The sequence below is a fragment of the Novosphingobium sp. DS6-6 genome, assembly GCF_057784975.1.
Genome location: NZ_JBYNTS010000001.1, coordinates 110,562 through 128,179, shown reverse-complemented (window position 1 = coordinate 128,179; position 17,618 = coordinate 110,562). Strand labels below are relative to the sequence as shown.

Here is a 17,618-nt window from a genome sequence, read left to right as displayed (position 1 = left end):
TCAATCGGCCCGGGGCAGGACCACGCTGCCATCGGGCATGCGCGCCAGCGGCGCCATCGCCACCACGGCCGCCAGCGGCAAGGGGGCATAAAGATGCGGAAACAGCGCACCGCCACGGGACTCTTCCCATTTCAGGTTTTCGCCAAAGCCGGACAGGTCGATCGTGGCGATGTGCAGGTCGCTCTGCCCGGCAAAATGCTTGTCCAGCGTTTCAGCAAGCTGATCGGCGGTGGACATGTGGATATAGCCATCGGCCAGATCCACCGGCGCACCGCCAAATGTCCCGCTTTCCAGCTCGGCCCGCTGCTCGGCGGTCAGCACCTTGTAAGCCAGGGGCGGCCTTTCGCTCATGCCTCGGGGCCGCTTTCGATTACGGCGTCCGCCTCGGTTTCGCCATCGCCGGCATCCGCTTCGGCCAGGCGCACCGCGCCCACCACGTGTTCGTCGGCCGACACGTTGAACAGCCGCACGCCGGCCGATCCGCGCCCGATCACGCGCAGCGAGGAAAGCGGCAGGCGGATCAGCTTGGCCTGGTCGGTCACCAGCATCAGCTGGTCTCCCTGCGTGGCGGGGAAGCTGGCGACGACCGGTCCGTTGCGGGCGATATTGTCGATATTGGTAATGCCCTGCCCGCCGCGGCCGGTGCGCCGGTATTCATAGGCCGAAGACAGCTTGCCATACCCGTTGGCGCAGACCGTCAGCACGAACTGCTCTTTGGCGGCAAGCTCCTGATAGCGATCCGCGCTCATCTGCGGTTCGCCTTCCTTTTCCGCCTTCCACGGGGCGAAGCGCAGGTAATCCTCGCGTTCGTCCTGGTCCCTGACCCCGGCACGGTGCAGGATCGATAGCGATATGACTTCGTCGCCGTCCTTGAGCGCCATGCCGCGCACGCCGGTCGAGGTGCGGCTCTGGAATTCGCGCACGTCGTCGGCCGGGAAACGGATGGCCTTGCCCTGGCGGCTGGCCAGAAGCACGTCATCCCCTTCCGACAGCAAAGCGACGCCGATCAGGCGATCTTCGGCATCGTCCTCGAACTTCATCGCATATTTGCCGTTCGAAGGGATGTTGGCAAAGGCGTCCATGGCATTGCGCCGCACGTTGCCCTTGGCGGTGGCGAACATCACGTTGAGCGCACCCCACGCGGTTTCGTCCTCGGGCAAGGGCAGCACGGCGGCAACGGTCTCGCCCTGGTCCAGCGCCGGCAGCAGGTTGACGACCGGGCGGCCGCGCGTGGCCGCGCCGCCTTCGGGAAGGCGCCAGACTTTCAGGCGATAGACCTTGCCCGCCGTGGAAAAGAACAGCACCGGCGTGTGCGTGCTCGCCACGAACATCGTCGCAACGGCATCCTCTTCCTTAGTAGCCATGCCCGAGCGGCCCTTGCCGCCCCGCGCCTGGGCCCGGAACGTGGAAAGCGGGGTGCGCTTGATGTAACCGTCGAGCGTGACGGTCACGACCATGTCCTCCCGTTCGATCAGGTCCTCATCGTCGATGCCGTCGGCGGCCGGCATGATCTGCGACAGGCGCGGCGTGGCATAGGCGGCTTTAACTTCCACCAGTTCCTCGCGCATCACGGCATAAAGCTTCTGCCGATCCGCCAGTACCGCAAGGTATTCGGTAATGGCCCTGGCAAGCTTCTCCAGCTCGTCCCCGATCTCGTCGCGCCCCAGTGCGGTCAGGCGGTGGAGGCGCAGATCGAGAATGGCGCGCACCTGCACGTCGGACAGGCGATAGCTGTCGCCGCCCGCCAGGGCATCTTCCTCGATCGCTTCGACTAGGCGGATGTAGGGCGCGATTTCCCCTATCGGCCATTCGCGCGCCAGCAGCGCCTCGCGCGCCAGGGCAGGATTGGCAGCGCCGCGGATGATCCGCACCACTTCATCGAGATTGGTGACCGCCACCACCAGGCCGAGCAGGATATGCGCGCGGTCCCGCGCCTTGCCCAGCTCGAACTTGGTGCGCCGGGTGATCACTTCCTCGCGGAAGCGCACGAAGCTCTCGATAATGTCCCTGAGCGTCAGGATTTCAGGCCGGCCACCGCGGATGGCCAGCATATTGGCCGGGAAGTTGGATTGCGCCGGCGTGTTCCGCCAAAGCTGGTTGAGCACCACTTCGGGCGAGGCGTCGCGCTTGAGATCGACCACCACCCGCACGCCTTCGCGGTTGGATTCGTCGCGAATGTCGGCAATGCCCTCGATCCGCTTGTCCTTGGCTGCTTCGGCGATCTTTTCGACCAGGTTGGACTTGCCGACCTGATAGGGGATGGACGTCAGCACGATCGAGCGGCGGCTGGCGTCGCGGCCGCGCCCTTCCTCCACTTCGTGCTGGCAGCGCATCATGATCGACCCGCGCCCTTCGGTATAGGCCTTGCGCGCGCCGGCCGCGCCAAGGATCAGCGGGGCGGTGGGAAAATCGGGGCCGGGAATGATCTGGATCAGTTCGTCGATCGAAATCAGCGGATTGTCCATATAGGCCAAGCATCCGTCGATGACCTCGCCCAGATTGTGCGGTGGGATGTTGGTGGCCATGCCCACCGCGATGCCGCCCGCGCCATTGACCAGAAGATTGGGAAAGCGCGCCGGCAGCACCTGCGGCTCGTGCTCCGCCCCATCGTAGTTGGGCTGGAAATCGACGGTGTCCTTGTCGATATCGGCCAGCAGCGACTCCGCCACTTTGGCAAGGCGCGCTTCGGTATAACGCATCGAGGCCGGCGGATCGGGGTCCATCGAACCGAAGTTGCCCTGCCCGTCGATCAGCGGCAGGCGCATCGACCAGTTCTGGGTCATCCGCGCCAGCGCGTCATAGATGGCCGCATCGCCATGGGGGTGATACTTGCCCATCGTATCGCCCACGATGCGCGCCGACTTGCGATAGGGCTTGCCTGGGGTGAAGCCGTTTTCGTGGCTGGTCCACAGGATGCGCCGGTGAACCGGCTTCAACCCGTCGCGCACATCGGGCAGCGCGCGGGCCACGATCACGCTCATCGCGTAATCGAGGTAGCTGGTCTTCATTTCATCGACGATGTCGATCCGCTGGAATTCGTGTTCCGGCGCGCCGGGAGTGGGATCGAGGGTCGGTGTTTCGTCGCTCACGATGGTGGCTTTGTCATTTCGTTGTCAGTAAAGCAAACGCCCTAGGCGCCTTGGCTGCAAAAGGCCAGCAAGCGGTATCGGTTCGCACCTGTGGCCGGGCAGTTTTCCACACATGCGACAGATTGCCTGCCCGCCGGGACGAACTGTCATTCAATAGTGGTTCACGGCGTGTCACTAACACACATCGAGTTGCCAAGGGCGCCAATCCGCGCCACTAGCGCAAGGGCTGACCAGAACAAGCGACGCGGTTGCGTATCCCGGCGCCAGACCAGCCGGTTCGGGGACGAACGCGTCGGGGTCGAAAGGAGAGAAAAGATGCGCGGTTCTTTGTGGAAATCGAATGTGGGCACGATTGCGCGCGCGGCCATGACCGTGGCGATGGCCGGTGGCCTCGCCCTGGGCGCATCGGTTGCCCCGGCAAGCGCCAAGGAAGCCAAGAAGGAAGAGGGCGGCGGCAATTCCAAGGAATTCGGCGCGGCTGCGGCGCCTTTCCAGAAATCGTTCAACGATTGGCAGGCCACGAAGGGCAAGGTTGCAGATGCCGAATACAAGGCCGGCGCGCAAAAACTCATCGGCGAACTCGGCCCCGTCGAAGCTGCCGTCAAGACCCCGCTGGATCGCCTGGTCCTCGGGCAGTGGCAGCAGATCCTGGGTGGCGCGGTCGGCGATGGCGCGCTTCAGCAGAAGGGCCTGCAGAACATGGCCGACAGCGGCCAGCTCGGCCCCGATAAAACGCCCACGGTTCAGTATTTCCTGGGCGCGGTCGCTTATCAGAACAAGGACTATGCCACCGCTACCAAGGCGCTCAAGGTTGCGGTCGACGCCAACTACAACGAAGACAACGCGGCCGAGGTGCTGGCCGATTCCTATGTGCAGCTCGGCCAGCCGGCACAGGCGCTCGATGCGCTCAAGGCGGCCGTCGCCACCCGCAAGGCGGCTGGCACCGCCGTGCCGGCAAGCTGGTACAAGCGCGGCCAGATCATCGCCTACAATGCCAAGCTCGGCCCCCAGGCGGTCGAATGGGGCATGATGGTGGTGACTGCCGATCCCAGCCCGATCAACTGGCTCGGCTTGGGGCAGTTGGCCCGCGAAGGCGGCCAGTTCGGCCGGGAGGAGTCGGTCGATCTTGGCCGCCTGTTCCAGCGCACCGGCGCGCTGAGCGTGGACAAGCAATATACCAGCCGCGAATATGTCGAATATATCCAGGCCGCCGATCCGCGGCGCCTGCCCGGCGAAGTGCAGAAGATCGCCGAGCAGGGCGTGGCGCAGGGCGCCCTTGCCACGTCCGACCCGTTCGTGGCCGACGCGCTCAGCCAGGCCAAGGCGCGCATTGCCGCCGGGGACAAGGCTTCGCTGACCGGCCTGGAACGCGACGCCGCCAAGACCGCGGACGGGAAGCTTTCGGCGGTGGCGGCCGACGTCTATCTCTCTTACGGAGAAGCGGCAAAGGCCGAGGCGCTCTACAAGACGGCGCTGAGCAAAGGCATCGCTGCCCAGGCCGACAAGGACCGCATCCAGACGCGCCTGGGCATCGCCCTGGTCGATCAGGGCAAGTACGACGAAGCCAAGGCCGCCTTCGCCACCGTCACCACCGGCCCGCGCGCGTCGCTGGCCCAGCTTTGGTCGCTTTACGCGACGACCAAGGGCGCGAAGTAACGCCATTGCGCCTGGCCGCATGAACGAAGGGCCGCTCCCGATCGCCGGGGGTGGCCCTTTCGTCAGCCCCGTTATCCCGCGGGCGAAAACATTCCACTTTCCTCGTCCAGCAAGTGCAAGATGCCGTCGGAAATGGCAAAGAACACGCCGCGCAGCGTGAGCGTGCCGGCGGCTTCCTTTTGCTGGACCCAGGGGAACGTGCGCAAGTTGGCGAGGCTGGCTTTCACGCTGGCCATTTCCATCGCCCGCTCGGCGGCCTGCCCGGTCATGCCGTAAGCTTCGACCACCGGCTTGCGCGCCTCGTCGAGCAAGGCGATCCAGTCGGCCACGAAGCCGCCCTCGCCCAGCCCGGCGCCGACCAGTTCCCGGGTCAGCGCCACCCGGCATCCGCTGCACATGCCGTGGCCCATGACGATCACTTCGCGCACTTTCAGCACCTGGACGGCAAATTCCAGCGCGGCGGAAACGCCATGATGGCCCGGCGCGTTTTCGAACGGCGGCACCATGGCCGCCACGTTGCGCACCACAAACATCTCGCCCGGGTCGGTATCGAAAACCTGGGCCGGATCGACGCGGCTGTCGGAGCAGGCGATGATCATCACCCGGGGCTTTTGCCCCTCGCGCAGATTGTCCCAGCGCGCACGGTGGGGCGTCCAGCTGGTATCCCGGAAACGGCGATAGCCGGCAATGAGCTGATCGAGCTCGGGCGAGGTCGCATGTACCATGGCCAAAGGGCATGCCGCGTTCGATTGCCACTTTCAAGTGCCGCAAGATGTCCCTATCTGCGCAAGGATGACCGACAGCGCCGCCCATCCCGAGCCCGTTCAGCCCCCGCGCACGCGCAAGCCCGACTGGATCCGCGTGAAGGCCCCCACCAGCAAGGGCTATGGCGAAACGCGCCAGTTGATGCGCGATCTCAAGCTCAATACGGTTTGCGAAGAAGCCGCCTGCCCCAACATCGGCGAATGCTGGACCAAAAAGCACGCCACCGTCATGATCCTGGGTGACGTGTGCACGCGCGCCTGCGCTTTCTGCAACGTCAAGACCGGCATGCCGCGGGCCGTCGATGCGGCAGAGCCAGGGCACGTTGCCGAAGCGGCCGCTCGCCTGGGGCTCGAGCACATCGTGATCACCTCGGTCGACCGTGACGATCTTCCCGACGGGGGCGCCAGCCAGTTCGTCAAAGTGATCAAGGCCCTGCGCGAACAGACCCCGCAGACCACAATCGAAATCCTCACGCCCGATTTCCGCAACAAGATGGACAGCGCGGTTGCCGCCATCGTGGAAGCCGGGCCGGACGTCTATAACCACAACCTTGAAACCGTGCCCCGGCTCTATCCCACGATCCGCCCCGGCGCGCGCTATTATGCTTCGCTCCGCCTGCTGGAACAGGTCAAGCGCCTCAATCCACTGATCTTCACCAAATCGGGGATCATGCTGGGCCTGGGCGAAGAACGGCTGGAAGTGCATCAGGTGATGGACGACATGCGTTCCGCCCAGATCGATTTTCTCACCATGGGCCAATACCTTCAGCCCACGCCCAAGCATGCCAGAGTGATGGAGTTCGTCACGCCCAAGGCTTTCGAAGCCTATGGCGCGATTGCCCGGGCCAAGGGTTTCCTCCAGGTGGCATCGAGCCCGCTTACCCGCTCGAGCTATCACGCCGGCGAGGATTTCGCGCAAATGCGCGCCACGCGCGAGGCACAACTGGCCAGGACGGCCGCCCCGCGTGCCACGGGGCGCACCGGGGCCTGAAATGCCGCGCATTGCCGAACAGCGGCGGCTGCAATGGTCGCCGGAACAGATGTACGATCTGGTAGCCGATGTGCGCCGCTACCCCGAGTTTCTGCCGTGGGTCGTGGCAACGCGGATCAAGTCTGACAGCGAGACGGAAATGGTTGCCGACATGCTCGTCGGCTTCAACGCGCTGCGCGAAAAGTTTACGTCCCGCGTGCGGAAAACGCCACCTGGCGGCAGCCGGATCGCACGGATCGAAGTGGATTATCTCGACGGGCCGATGAAAACGCTGGCCAATAGCTGGGCTTTTCGCCCGGGCGATGACGGCAACGGCTGCGTGATCGATTTCTGCGTGGAATTCAGTTTCCGCAACGCGCTGTTCGAAAAGCTGGCTGGCCAATATCTCGACCGCGCGTTCCGCAAGATGGTCAACGCGTTCGAAACCCGCGCGGCCCGGCTCTACGGTGCCGAGCCGGCCTGACCGGCCCGACAGAAATCCCCTTCCGCATTGGCAGAAGGGGATTTTCGATATGGCAACCCGCGATGAACGTCAGAACGCCTCTTCGGCGAAATCCATGACCGCCCCCTTGCCGGCCTTGATCGTCAGGAAGAGCGCGGCCGTTTGCGGCAGCAGCTTTTCATAGAAAAAGCGCGCCGTATCGATCTTGGCCTTATAAAACGCCGCTTCCTCGGTGCCTTCGGACAGGGCACGTGCGGCGATGCGGGCGCTTTTGGCAAAGCAATAGGCCATGGCCACCATGCCCATCAGGCGCAGGTAATCGGTAGCCGCAGCGCCGCCTTCCTCGGGGTCTTTCATCCCGCGCTCCGCAATTATCGCGGTCGCACCCTGCAGCGCTTCGAACGCGCGCTTCAGGCCGGCGACCATCGGGGCGATCGCCGGATCTTCCAGATTGGCTTCGATGAAATCGCTGATCGGATGGAACAGGCTGCGCAGATAGCGGCCGGTTTCCGCCGGCAGCTTGCGGCCGACGAGATCGAGCGCCTGGATGCCGTTGGTGCCTTCATAGAGCATGGCGATACGGGCATCGCGCATGTACTGTTCCACGCCGGATTCGCGGATGAAGCCGTGGCCGCCATAGCACTGCACGGCAAGGCTTGCGCTTTCCAGACCCAGGTCGGTGAACATGGCCTTGACCACCGGCGTCATCAGCGCGACGAAATCGGCCGCACGCTGTCGCTGCTCGGGTTCTGGGCTGTGGCTTGCCGCATCGAGCGCGCGCGCCACCCACACCGAAATGGCCCGGCACCCCTCGTTCCACGCCCGCATGGTCAGCAGCATGCGCCGCACATCGGGATGCACGATGATCGGGTCGGCCGCTTTGTCGGGATGCTTAGGCCCCGAAAGGGAGCGGCCCTGCAGGCGATCCTTGGCATACCAGACGGCTGACTGATAGGCCGCTTCGCCGATCCCCAGGCCCTGGATGCCCACGCCCACGCGCTCGGCGTTCATCATGGTGAACATCGCTTCCAGGCCGCGATGGGGTTTGCCCACCAGCCAGCCCTTGGCATTTTCGAACAGCATCTGGCAGGTGGCCGATGCCTTGATGCCCATCTTGTGCTCGATCGCCGTGCAGGTCACGCCATTGCGCACCGAGGGGTTGCCGGCGGCATCGGGCAGGTATTTCGGCACCAGGAACAGGCTGATGCCTTTGACGCCTTTGGGCGCGTCGGGCAGGCGGGCGAGCACCAGATGCACGATATTGCTGGAAAGATCGTGTTCGCCCGAGGAGATGAAAATCTTGGCGCCGGAAACGTCATAGCTGCCGTCTTCGGCCGGATCGGCCTTGGTCCGCAACAGGCCAAGATCGGTGCCGCAGTGCGCTTCCGTCAGGCACATGGTGCCCGTCCATTCACCGCTGACCATCTTGGGCAGATAGGCCTGCTTCAGCGTGTCGTCGGCATAGGCCGCCAGCGCCGCGATCGCGCCGTTGGTCAACCCGGGGTAGAGGCTGAACGAAACGTTGGTGGCGCAGATCATCTCTTCCACCAGCTTGCCCACCGCTTCGGGCGCGCCCTGGCCGCCCCATTCGGGGGGCAGCACCAGCGCGTTCCATCCACCCTCGGTAAAAGCGCGATAGGCTTCGGGAAAGCCCTTAGGCGTGCGCACTACGCCGTTTTCGAGCGTGCAGCCTTCTTCATCGCCCGTGCGGTTCAGAGGCAGCAGCACTTCCTCGCACACCTTGGCCGCTTCGGTCAGCACCGCTTCGGTCAGTTCGGGCGTGAAATCGGCAAAGGCGGGAATTTCGCCGAAGCCATCGTCGGTGTGCAACTCGTTCAGCGCGAAACGCATGTCCCGCAAGGGAGCTGTATAGATCTGCAAGGCAAATCTCCTCAATCAGTTGCGAAGCGGCTTGCCGGTCTTGAGCATATGCTCGATCCGGGCCTGGGTTGCGGAATTGCGCACCAGTTTGCCAAACACTTGGCGCTCGGTTGCCAGCAGGTCGTCTTCAGTCAAAGTATCCATCACGTCTGCGTCGCCGCCAGTCAAGATGCGCGCGAGGGCATCGAACACCACCTCGTCATACGCGGTGGCAAGGCCGCGGGCGCGGAAACCCTGCACGGCCAGTTCCAGCGCGACCTTGCCGGTCGCACCCGGCAGGCGGAAAGTCGGCGGCTCGGGCGCCTGATAGCCTTCCGCCAAGGCCAGCACGCGCGCCTTGGCATCGGCCAGAAGGCGATCGCGGTTCATCGTAATGCCATCGCCCGGACGCAGGAAACCTAGCTCCATCGCATGGGCGGCCGATTTCGAGACGGCGGCGGTCGATATGGTTTCGAAAACCTTGGCCACGGCCGGCAGCGGCCCTTTGGGCAGGGCCGGATCGTTGCGCCAGCGATCGAGCAGTTCGCCGTTGCCGCCCCAGCCCGGCACCAGGCCGACGCCGCATTCGACCAGGCCGATATAGCTTTCGGCATGGGCCTGAACCGCATCGCAATGCAACAGGACTTCGCAGCCCCCGCCCAGCGCCATGCCCGCCGGCGCACCCACCACCGGGAACGGCGCATACTTGAGCGCTTTCAAGGCCTGTTGCCCGCCGGCGACCAGTTTTTCGATCTGGCCCCATGCGGCGATGTTCATGGCGAACAGCGCCAGGCCCAGATTGGCGCCCGCGGAGAAGTTGCTGCCTTCGTTATAGATCACCAGGCCCTTGAACCGTGCGGCGACCAGCGGAATGGCCTCGCCGATCAGCTTCATCACTTCGGTATCGAGAGCATTCATCTTGCCGGTGAATTCGATCGCGGCAACGCCATCGCCCACGTCCCACAAGGCGGCCGATGCGGTCTTGAGCAAAGGCCTGGCGGAAAGCTTGATATCCTCGAGCAGCTCGACGCCGTCCGGGCGCAGCACGTCGTGATATTCGCCATCCAGGCCAAGCGCCTGGCGCCTGCCGCTCTCGATGCGATAGAACGGGCGGCCCGCTGCCTTTCCGACGATGGCCGGAACCGGCTTTCCTTCGGCGGCAAGCCGGTCCGCAAACCACGCCGTACCCAGCCTGTCGATCAGTTCGAAAGGCCCGTATTTCCAGTTGTAGCCCAGTTTCATCGCTGCATCGATGGCAACGATATCGTCCGAAGCCTGCGGCACCAGGCCGGCCGCATAGGACAGCGTCGGCCCCAGCACGGCCCAGGCATAAGCGCCGAGTTTGCCCGGCAGGCCGACCAGCGCCTTGAGATCCTTGAGCGCCGCCCCGGGGAGCGCGGGCGGCTTGGCTGCCGGGCGATATTCGCCGGTCGCCAGATCGATGGCTTCCTTGCGCTTTCCGGCTTCACGGTTGATGCGATAGAACCCGCCCTTGCCCTTGCGGCCGGTATAGCCCTCGGCAATCATCCGCGTCATCAGCGGATGATCGACGGCGATGGCGCAATAGGGATCGTCTGCCGGCAAAGTGCCTGTCAGGCTGACCTTGAGATGGGGCATCAGATCGATCCCCACCAGATCGACCAGGCCGAACACGCCGGTATTGGGGACCCCCATCGGCTTGCCCCCGACGGCATCGGCTTCCTCCACCGTCAGCCCCAGATCGAATGCCGCGTTGATCGCCTGCTGGATCCAGAACGTGCCCACGCGATTGGCGAGGAAACCCGGCGTATCCTTGGCGCGCACTACCGTCTTGCCCAGCGCGCGATCCGCAAAATCGCTGACTTTGGCTACCAGGGCCGGGTCGCTGGCCTGGCCGGCAACCACTTCGAGCAAACGCATGTAGCGCGGCGGATTGAAGAAATGGGTGATCAGGAAATCGTGCGCGAAACTTTCGCCGTGCCCGGCGACCAGCTGTTCGAGCGGGATCGTCGACGTGTTGGAGGAAACCGCCGTGCCGGGCCGACGCACGGCTTCCAGCTTCTCGTAAAGCGCATGCTTGAGATCGAGCCGCTCGATGATCGCTTCGATCACCCAGTCGCATTCGGCAACGCGGCCCAGATCGTCCTCGACATTGCCGACTTCGACCAGATTGACGGCACGCTTGCTCATGAACGCCGCCGGCTCTGCCTTGGCCAGGCGATCGAGCGCGCCCTGGGCCACCGCATTGCGGTCTGCCGGATCGCGCACGATGTCGAGCAGGAGCACGGGAACACCGGCGTTGGCCACTTGCGCGGCGATGCCGGCACCCATCGTGCCGGCACCGATCACGCAGACCTTGAGGATGGCATCGCTCATCAGATCGCCTCCAGAACCGTGGCGATGCCCTGCCCGCCGCCGATGCACTGGGTGGCCAGGGCATAACGGCCGCCCTCGCGCTGCAACAGGGCCGCGGCCTTGCCCACGATGCGTGCGCCGGTGGCGCCCAGCGGATGGCCCAGCGCAATGGCGCCGCCATCCAGATTGATCTTCGCCTGATCAAGGCCGAGATCGGCGATGCAGGCAAGCGCCTGGCTGGCAAAAGCCTCGTTGATTTCGATCACGTCGAGATCGGACGCGGAAATGCCGGCACGGGCCAATGCCTTGCGGCTGGATTCGACCGGGCCGATGCCCATGATTTCCGGCGCGCAGCCGGAAATGGCCATGGCCTTGATCCGCGCCACGATCGGCAGGTTGTGGGCGCGCGCATAGTCCTCGCTCGCGACGATCACGGCGCTGGCGCCGTCAGTCAGCGGCGAGGCCGTGCCGGCCGTTACGGTGCCGGTGGCGCTGAACGCGGGCTTGAGGCCGGCCAGCCCCTCGGCCGTCGTGCCGGGCCGCGGGCAGCCGTCGGTTTCGATCCGGCCGGCTTTGGTCTCGATGCCGATGATCTCGTCCTTCAGCTTGCCGGCCGCGATGGCCGCTGCCGCCTTGGCCTGGCTCGAAAGCGCAAAGCGTTCCTGCGTCTCGCGGGAAATGCCGTATCGGCTGGCAAGGTTTTCGGCCGTGTCGCCCATGCCGATATAAGCATGGCTCGCCCTGGCCAGTGCCGGATTGGGCAGCGGGTTGAAGCCCATCATCGGCACGCGGCTCATGGATTCGACACCCGCGGCGACGAACACCTCGCCCGCCCCGGCGGCAATCTGGCCCACTGCATAATGGATCGCACTCATCGAAGAGCCGCAGAACCGGTTGACCGTCATGCCGCCGACAGAACGGGGCAGACCGGCGATCATGCCGATCAGGCGCGCAACGTTGAAGCCCTGCTCGCCTTCGGGAAAAGCGCAGCCGACGATCAGATCCTCGATCGCGTCGACGGAAACGCCGGTCCTTTCGACCAGCCCCTTGACGACGGCGGCGGCCAGATCGTCGGGCCGCGTACGGGCAAGCGCGCCCTTGCCGGCAAGGTGGAACGGCGACCGGGCATATCCGGCGATGACCGCATTGGGCATGATTCTGGCATCCTCGTCAGGTGGTGCAACTGCCGTTCGCGTGTCCGATATCACGGATTCGCCAAGGCGCCACATTCGTCCGTAATGGTGCTCAAATTTCCCTATACGTCAACCAGAATCTGGGGCATGAAAGGAGTCGCAAACCGGCCAGCACAGCAAAGGCCGGATGGAACCGGACACCGAAACGCCCCAACTGCGTTTTCGGTCCTGCTTCCAGCTTATGGGTCGAGGATGAAAAGTGATGAAAGGTAAGCCGTTTCCGGCGAACGCCGTGCTGTCCCTGGTCGGGGCCGCGGTGGCGCTATGTGCCACCCCCGCATTCGCTGCTCCCGAACAGGCCATCGGCCGCTGGGCCACGCCATCGCAGCATGGCCTTGTCGAGATTGCCGCATGCGGCGCATCCATCTGCGGACGGTTGATCGATTCCGATCGCATCCGCGCCAATCCGGCCCTTGCCGATGGCAAAAATAAGAGCCCGGCCCTGCGCAATCGCCTGCTGAAAGGATTGACCATTCTGCAAGGTTTCACGCGCAGCGCCAGTGGCTGGGAAAACGGGTCTGTCTACAATCCCGAGGATGGCGGGACGTACAAGGGCACCATCACGATCACCGATGCCGATACGCTCAAGCTGAAAGGCTGCATCGTCTGGCCGCTGTGCAAAACGCAGACCTGGAAGCGGATACGCTGAAGCCGGCGCGAACGGATAACGATAAGTATACAAGTATAAAGGACGAGAGCGATGAACCTGAAATACCGCCGCGCGCTTGGCTGCGTGACGATCCTGGCGGGCACCACGGGCCTTGCAAGCCCGGCGCTTGCGGGTGGCTTTTATCTGCAGGACCAGTCGACCAAGGCCACCGGCCGCGCATACTCCGGCGAAGTGGCCGATACCGGCGCCGAAAGCCTGTGGTGGAACCCCGCCAGCATTGCCGGAATGACGGGCGGCCAGGCGATGGTCAGCGCCACCGGCATCATGCCTTCGGGCAATGTGACGGACAACGGCACCTCGATCAGACGGCCGGGGCAGCCCGCGGCCACCGCCGTGGGCGGCGACAGCCTGGCGCGCAATCCGATTCACAAGGGCGTGGTGCCGGCCTTTGCCATCGCCCATTCGCTCGGTCGCGACCTGGCGGTGGGCCTCGCGGTTACCGCACCCTATAATTTCACGACCGAATATGCAGGCAGCAGTTGGGCACGCTATACCGCGCTGACCACCCGCCTGCGCACGTTCGACATCCAGCCCTCGCTCGCGCTGCAACTGACGCCGGTGATCGCCATCGGCGGGGCTGTCAATATCGAACACGCCGATGCCACGCTGGGCAATGCCTTGCCCAACCTGTCGGCCGCGCTGCCCGATGGCCGTCAGGCCTTGACTGGCAAAGGCTGGGATCTGGGCTGGTCGGCCGGGGCGCAGTTCCGCGGCAAGGCCGTCACCGTCGGGCTCAGCTACAAATCGGCGATCCGGCACAAGCTGGACGGGAGCGTCACGATCGAAGGCCTGCTGGGGCCGCTGGCCGCCAACAACGGCAATATCGCCGCGCAGGCGCAGTTTTCGACGCCGTGGCAGCTGACGTTCGGCGGCCGCTGGAAAGTGAGCCGGGCCGTCACGCTCAACGCCCAGGCAACCCGGTTCGGCTGGTCGGAATTCGACGCCATCAGGCTGGGCAGCCCGCTCAACACCGCCATACCCGAACACTATCGCGATACCTGGGCATTGTCGGTGGGTTTCGACGCAGACCTTTCGCCCAGGTGGACGGTGCGTGGCGGCGTGCAGCGCGACGTTTCGCCCGTGCGTCCAACGGATCGCGATACCCGCGTGCCCGACAGCAACCGCTGGAATTTCGCCCTGGGCGCAACCCACGCACTGGGCAAGGCTGTCAAAATCGACGTTGCCGCCAACTATCTGACTTTGGCCGATGCCCCGATCAACCGCTCGACCGCTGCCTATGCCGGCACCGCCGCCCAGACGCCGGTTCTGGTCAACGGCACATTGAACAATGCCAATGTCGTCATATTCTCATTGGGAGCCCGCGTCGCGTTCTGATCGCCATGGTGCCGGCGCTCCCGACGGGGCTCCGGCGCTCCTTTCCCTCCTGTAGGACCCTGCCATGAGCATTGCCCCCCAGATCGAGGTGCCTTCTTCCCACCGCAGCACGGCCACCGCCGACTGGTCGCCCCCGGCCATGGTGCTGGGCGACTTCATCGACAACGCGGTGCGCCGCTATGGCGACAGCCCGGCCGTGGATTTCATGGGCCGCACCTGGACTTACCGCGCGCTCGGCGGCCTGGTGGATCGGGCCGCGCGGGGCTTTCAGAACATGGGCTTGCGCAAGGGTGATCGCGTGGCGCTGTGTCTGCCCAACACGCCCTATTACATCGTGCTCTATTTCGCCGCGCTCAAGATCGGTGCCGTGGTGGTCAACATCAACCCGCTCTACACCGAGACCGAGATGCGCCACCTGCTCACCGATAGCGGCGCACGCATCGTTGCCGTGCCAGATCTGCGCGACATTCATGGCAAAGTCCGCGCGGTTGCCGAAGATTGCCAGCTGAAAACCATTCTGGTCTGCCCGATGGCGGGCATCCTGCCGGCTATCAAGGCCTGGGGATGGCGTCTGTTCAAGCGCCGCGATCATGCTCGCCATGATCGCGATGCGCTGCACATGCGCTTTGCCGATCTGGTCACGACGGGCGAGCCGCCCAGCCCCGTGGCGCTCACGCCCGATGATCTTGCCGTGCTGCAATATACCGGCGGCACCACCGGTACCCCCAAGGGCGCCATGCTGACCCATCGCAATCTCACCGCCAATGCCCTGCAACAGCAGGCCCACATCCACGGCGATCTGCCTCTGCCACAGCGCACGCTGGCGATCCTGCCGTTCTTTCACGTTTTCGCGCTGACGGCGGTGCTGAACTTCTCGATCCTGGCCGGGGCGGAACTCGTGCTGATGCCGCGCTTCGAAATGGATGCGCTGCTGGCCACGATGAAGCGCAAGCCGCCCACGCTGTTTTTCGGCGTGCCCACGCTGTTCATCGCCATCAATGCACTCGACGATGCGAAAACGCCTGATCTTTCGGGCCTGCGGGCGTGCATTTCGGGCGGCGCGCCTCTGCCGCTGGAAGTGCGGCAGACGTTCGAACAGCGCACAGGCGCGCGCATCCACGAAGGCTATGGCCTGACCGAAGCATCGCCCATCGTCGCCTGCAATCCGATCGACGGGGAAATCCGGACCAACAGTTGCGGCCAGGCCTTTCCGGGCACCGTGATAGAAATCAGGGACCCGGACAACCCGCATACGCTTCTGCCGGTCGGCACCAATGGCGAAGTCTGCGTGCGCGGGCCGCAGGTCATGGCCGGTTATTGGCAGCGCAGCGAGGATACCGCGAATGTCTTTGTCGATGGCGCGCTGCGCACCGGCGACGTCGGGTATCTCGATGCGGACGGCTATCTCTACCTGGTCGATCGGCTCAAGGACGTTATCCTGAGCGGCGGATACAACGTCTACCCGCGCATGATCGAGGAGGCCGCCTATCTGCACCCGGCCATCGAGGAAGCGATCGCCATCGGCATTCCCGATGCCTATCGCGGGCAAAGCGCCAAGCTGTTCGTGAAGCTGCGGGACGGACAAAGCGTTACGCCCGAAGCGCTTCTCGCTTTCCTTGGCGAGCGCCTCAACAAGATCGAAGTGCCGCATGCTGTGGAAATCCGCGAGAGCCTGCCCAAGACCATGGTTGGCAAGCTTTCCAAAAAGGAGCTGGTGGCCGAAGAACGTGCCCGGTCCGAAGCCCGCCAGCCGCAGGACGCCTGACCGCGCGGTTGCAATCCGCGTGTCGCGGCGCGATAGATGCAAGCGAATTGGGGTGAATATTGGCCATCATGACCGAAATGCTGCCCGATGCGGCGGAACCGCCGGTGGAACCCGTGCCGCCCGCGCCAGAGGACGGACTTCAGGGAATTCAGGAAGTTGCCAAGCGCCTGGGGGTCACGCACCGCACTTTGCGGTTCTACGAGGATAAAGGCCTGATCGAGCCGGCGCGCGTTGGCAACACGCGGATCTATTCCTACCGCGAGGTGGCGCGGATGCAATTGATCCTGCGCGGCAAGCGCCTTGGCTTCTCGATCCGCGAGATCAAGGAGTTCCTCGATCTCTACGATGTCGATCCCACGCTTCTGGAACAGTTGCAGCATCTGGTGACACATATCCGCAGCCGGTTGCGCAAGCTGGAAAGCCAGCATAGCGCGCTGCTCAAGACCATGGCCGAGCTTCAGGGGATGGAAGCAGAAGCGCTCGACAAGATCGCGGAGCTTACCGCTTCGCCACCGGGCGAACCCGCCAGCTGAACATGCGCGCGGGCAGGATCTCTGCCGTACTGACGATCAGGATGCCCGCCAGGATCATCACCGTGCCGCCCAGGAAAGCGGCGCCGAGCCTGTCACCCAGCACGATCACGCCGGCCGTCACCCCGAACATCGGCGTCATGAAGCTGAGAATACCCAGCCGTGCCGCGCTGTAGCGACGCAGCAGGGCATACCACGCCAGGTAACTGCTGAATGCCACGACGATGACCTGGAATGCGAGGCTCGCCACCAGGCGCTGCGTGACGTCCACCGCCGTTTCGCCCAGCATGACCGCGGCAGGCGTGCAAAGCGCGAACGCCCCGGCCAACTGGTAGAACAGCGTGACCGAGGCCGGCGCGTTGGCCAGCGTCGAATTGCGCAGAACCAGCGTGGTGCAGGCCCAGCCGCACGCCGCACCCAGCGCCAGCGCGTCGCCCAGGCGTTCGTGCGGGTACCGTGCGCTGGCGCCGCCCCCGCTGAATGCCAGAACGATGCCGGCAAAAGCGACCGTGATGCCCAGCCATTGCCAGGGCCGCAGCCGCTCGTCGTGTCGCAACAGGCCAAGGCCCAGCGCCGCGCCGACCGGCGCCGTATAGAGAAAGATCGTCAGATGCGAGGCGCTGGTAAAGCGCAGCGCCTCGCCCGCCAGCAGGAATTCGCTGCCGAACAACAGGCCGATGGCGAGGCCGGGCAGCAGCGTGGCCCGGTTGATGGCGTGCCCTTCTGCCCGCCACAGCACCACCCCCAATGCGGCAAGCGCGGCCAGGCCCGAACGCAGGCCCATCTGCAACTGCGGGCTCATATCCGCGGCGACGAGTTTGATCGCCACTTGCTGCGATCCCCAGATCGCACAGAGGACGACCATGACGGCAACGACAAGGGCATCGACAGGCTTGCGATCGGTCACGGCAAGAATCCGGTGGTTTGGACGGGCAACAGCGCGGCCGCGGCCTAATCGAATACGCAGGCAAGGGCCAGCCCCGTCCCCG

14 protein-coding genes are annotated in these 17,618 nt (G+C 64.7%); 7 read left to right on the top strand and 7 right to left on the bottom strand.

The annotated features are described in order from the left end of the window. Window positions 1-351: a DUF952 domain-containing protein gene (locus AC3EDY_RS00610; protein ID WP_488570511.1), complete on the bottom strand. Its 351-nt coding sequence runs from the start codon at window positions 349-351 to the stop codon at window positions 1-3. Further along, complete coding sequence (gene gyrA / locus AC3EDY_RS00605) at window positions 348-3,089, bottom strand: DNA gyrase subunit A (RefSeq protein ID WP_488570510.1); 2,742 nt, start codon at window positions 3,087-3,089, stop codon at window positions 348-350. The genes AC3EDY_RS00610 and gyrA overlap by 4 nt, the downstream gene beginning before the upstream one ends. Window positions 3,090-3,404: 315 nt before the next feature. Between gyrA and AC3EDY_RS00600 the strand changes: the two genes are divergently transcribed. Continuing rightward, window positions 3,405-4,745 carry a tetratricopeptide repeat protein gene (locus AC3EDY_RS00600; protein WP_488570509.1) on the top strand — a complete coding sequence of 447 codons (1,341 nt, stop codon included), beginning with the start codon at window positions 3,405-3,407 and terminating at the stop codon, window positions 4,743-4,745. 71 nt (window positions 4,746-4,816) lie between these two features. On the opposite strand, the gene AC3EDY_RS00595 is transcribed toward AC3EDY_RS00600, so the two are convergent. Further along, the gene (locus tag AC3EDY_RS00595) at window positions 4,817-5,470 is read right to left on the bottom strand and encodes a carbonic anhydrase (RefSeq protein ID WP_488570508.1); all 654 of its coding nucleotides are present in this window, start codon (window positions 5,468-5,470) and stop codon (window positions 4,817-4,819) included. A gap of 67 nt (window positions 5,471-5,537) precedes the next feature. On the opposite strand from AC3EDY_RS00595, the gene lipA reads away from it, so the two are divergent. Together lipA and AC3EDY_RS00585 are read left to right on the top strand one after the other, a co-directional pair. Continuing rightward, window positions 5,538-6,500, top strand: a complete 963-nt coding sequence (gene lipA, locus AC3EDY_RS00590; protein ID WP_488570507.1) for a lipoyl synthase — start codon at window positions 5,538-5,540, stop codon at window positions 6,498-6,500. Window position 6,501: 1 nt separating this feature from the next. Continuing rightward, window positions 6,502-6,963 (top strand): type II toxin-antitoxin system RatA family toxin, encoded by a 462-nt coding sequence (locus tag AC3EDY_RS00585; RefSeq protein ID WP_488570506.1) that lies wholly within the window; start codon window positions 6,502-6,504, stop codon window positions 6,961-6,963. A gap of 69 nt (window positions 6,964-7,032) precedes the next feature. On the opposite strand, the gene AC3EDY_RS00580 is transcribed toward AC3EDY_RS00585, so the two are convergent. Genes AC3EDY_RS00580 through AC3EDY_RS00570 form a run of 3 tightly spaced genes read right to left on the bottom strand, consistent with a single transcriptional unit; the run spans window position 7,033 to window position 12,290 of the window. Beyond that, window positions 7,033-8,823, bottom strand: a complete 1,791-nt coding sequence (locus AC3EDY_RS00580) for an acyl-CoA dehydrogenase C-terminal domain-containing protein (protein WP_488570505.1) — start codon at window positions 8,821-8,823, stop codon at window positions 7,033-7,035. 15 nt (window positions 8,824-8,838) lie between these two features. Next, window positions 8,839-11,157 carry a 3-hydroxyacyl-CoA dehydrogenase/enoyl-CoA hydratase family protein gene (locus tag AC3EDY_RS00575; protein WP_488570504.1) on the bottom strand — a complete coding sequence of 773 codons (2,319 nt, stop codon included), beginning with the start codon at window positions 11,155-11,157 and terminating at the stop codon, window positions 8,839-8,841. Continuing rightward, window positions 11,157-12,290 carry a thiolase family protein gene (locus AC3EDY_RS00570; RefSeq protein WP_488570503.1) on the bottom strand — a complete coding sequence of 378 codons (1,134 nt, stop codon included), beginning with the start codon at window positions 12,288-12,290 and terminating at the stop codon, window positions 11,157-11,159. Before AC3EDY_RS00570 ends, AC3EDY_RS00575 begins: the two co-directional genes overlap by 1 nt. Window positions 12,291-12,531: 241 nt before the next feature. On the opposite strand from AC3EDY_RS00570, the gene AC3EDY_RS00565 reads away from it, so the two are divergent. The 4 genes from AC3EDY_RS00565 to AC3EDY_RS00550 all read left to right on the top strand — a co-directional run bounded on the left by AC3EDY_RS00565 (window position 12,532) and on the right by AC3EDY_RS00550 (window position 16,632). Then, window positions 12,532-12,978 carry a DUF2147 domain-containing protein gene (locus AC3EDY_RS00565; RefSeq protein WP_488570502.1) on the top strand — a complete coding sequence of 149 codons (447 nt, stop codon included), beginning with the start codon at window positions 12,532-12,534 and terminating at the stop codon, window positions 12,976-12,978. A gap of 51 nt (window positions 12,979-13,029) precedes the next feature. Beyond that, window positions 13,030-14,334, top strand: a complete 1,305-nt coding sequence (locus AC3EDY_RS00560; RefSeq protein WP_488570501.1) for an OmpP1/FadL family transporter — start codon at window positions 13,030-13,032, stop codon at window positions 14,332-14,334. 64 nt (window positions 14,335-14,398) lie between these two features. Then, window positions 14,399-16,099, top strand: a complete 1,701-nt coding sequence (locus tag AC3EDY_RS00555; protein WP_488570500.1) for a long-chain-fatty-acid--CoA ligase — start codon at window positions 14,399-14,401, stop codon at window positions 16,097-16,099. A gap of 77 nt (window positions 16,100-16,176) precedes the next feature. Continuing rightward, window positions 16,177-16,632: a MerR family transcriptional regulator gene (locus tag AC3EDY_RS00550; RefSeq protein WP_488570833.1), complete on the top strand. Its 456-nt coding sequence runs from the start codon at window positions 16,177-16,179 to the stop codon at window positions 16,630-16,632. On the opposite strand, the gene AC3EDY_RS00545 is transcribed toward AC3EDY_RS00550, so the two are convergent. Further along, the gene (locus tag AC3EDY_RS00545; RefSeq protein WP_488570499.1) at window positions 16,598-17,536 is read right to left on the bottom strand and encodes a DMT family transporter; all 939 of its coding nucleotides are present in this window, start codon (window positions 17,534-17,536) and stop codon (window positions 16,598-16,600) included. The genes AC3EDY_RS00550 and AC3EDY_RS00545 overlap by 35 nt on opposite strands. Window positions 17,537-17,618 lie beyond the last annotated feature (82 nt).

Bases quoted from the DNA above. Each gene is read 5' to 3' on its own strand.
- AC3EDY_RS00610 (WP_488570511.1), bottom strand. From the start codon at position 351: ATGAGCGAAAGGCCGCCCCTGGCTTACAAGGTGCTGACCGCCGAGCAG.
- AC3EDY_RS00600 (WP_488570509.1), top strand. From the start codon at position 3,405: ATGCGCGGTTCTTTGTGGAAATCGAATGTGGGCACGATTGCGCGCGCG.
- AC3EDY_RS00595 (WP_488570508.1), bottom strand. From the start codon at position 5,470: ATGGTACATGCGACCTCGCCCGAGCTCGATCAGCTCATTGCCGGCTAT.
- lipA (WP_488570507.1), top strand. From the start codon at position 5,538: ATGACCGACAGCGCCGCCCATCCCGAGCCCGTTCAGCCCCCGCGCACG.
- AC3EDY_RS00585 (WP_488570506.1), top strand. From the start codon at position 6,502: ATGCCGCGCATTGCCGAACAGCGGCGGCTGCAATGGTCGCCGGAACAG.
- AC3EDY_RS00575 (WP_488570504.1), bottom strand. From the start codon at position 11,157: ATGAGCGATGCCATCCTCAAGGTCTGCGTGATCGGTGCCGGCACGATG.
- AC3EDY_RS00570 (WP_488570503.1), bottom strand. From the start codon at position 12,290: ATGCCCAATGCGGTCATCGCCGGATATGCCCGGTCGCCGTTCCACCTT.
- AC3EDY_RS00565 (WP_488570502.1), top strand. From the start codon at position 12,532: ATGAAAGGTAAGCCGTTTCCGGCGAACGCCGTGCTGTCCCTGGTCGGG.
- AC3EDY_RS00560 (WP_488570501.1), top strand. From the start codon at position 13,030: ATGAACCTGAAATACCGCCGCGCGCTTGGCTGCGTGACGATCCTGGCG.
- AC3EDY_RS00555 (WP_488570500.1), top strand. From the start codon at position 14,399: ATGAGCATTGCCCCCCAGATCGAGGTGCCTTCTTCCCACCGCAGCACG.
- AC3EDY_RS00550 (WP_488570833.1), top strand. From the start codon at position 16,177: ATGCTGCCCGATGCGGCGGAACCGCCGGTGGAACCCGTGCCGCCCGCG.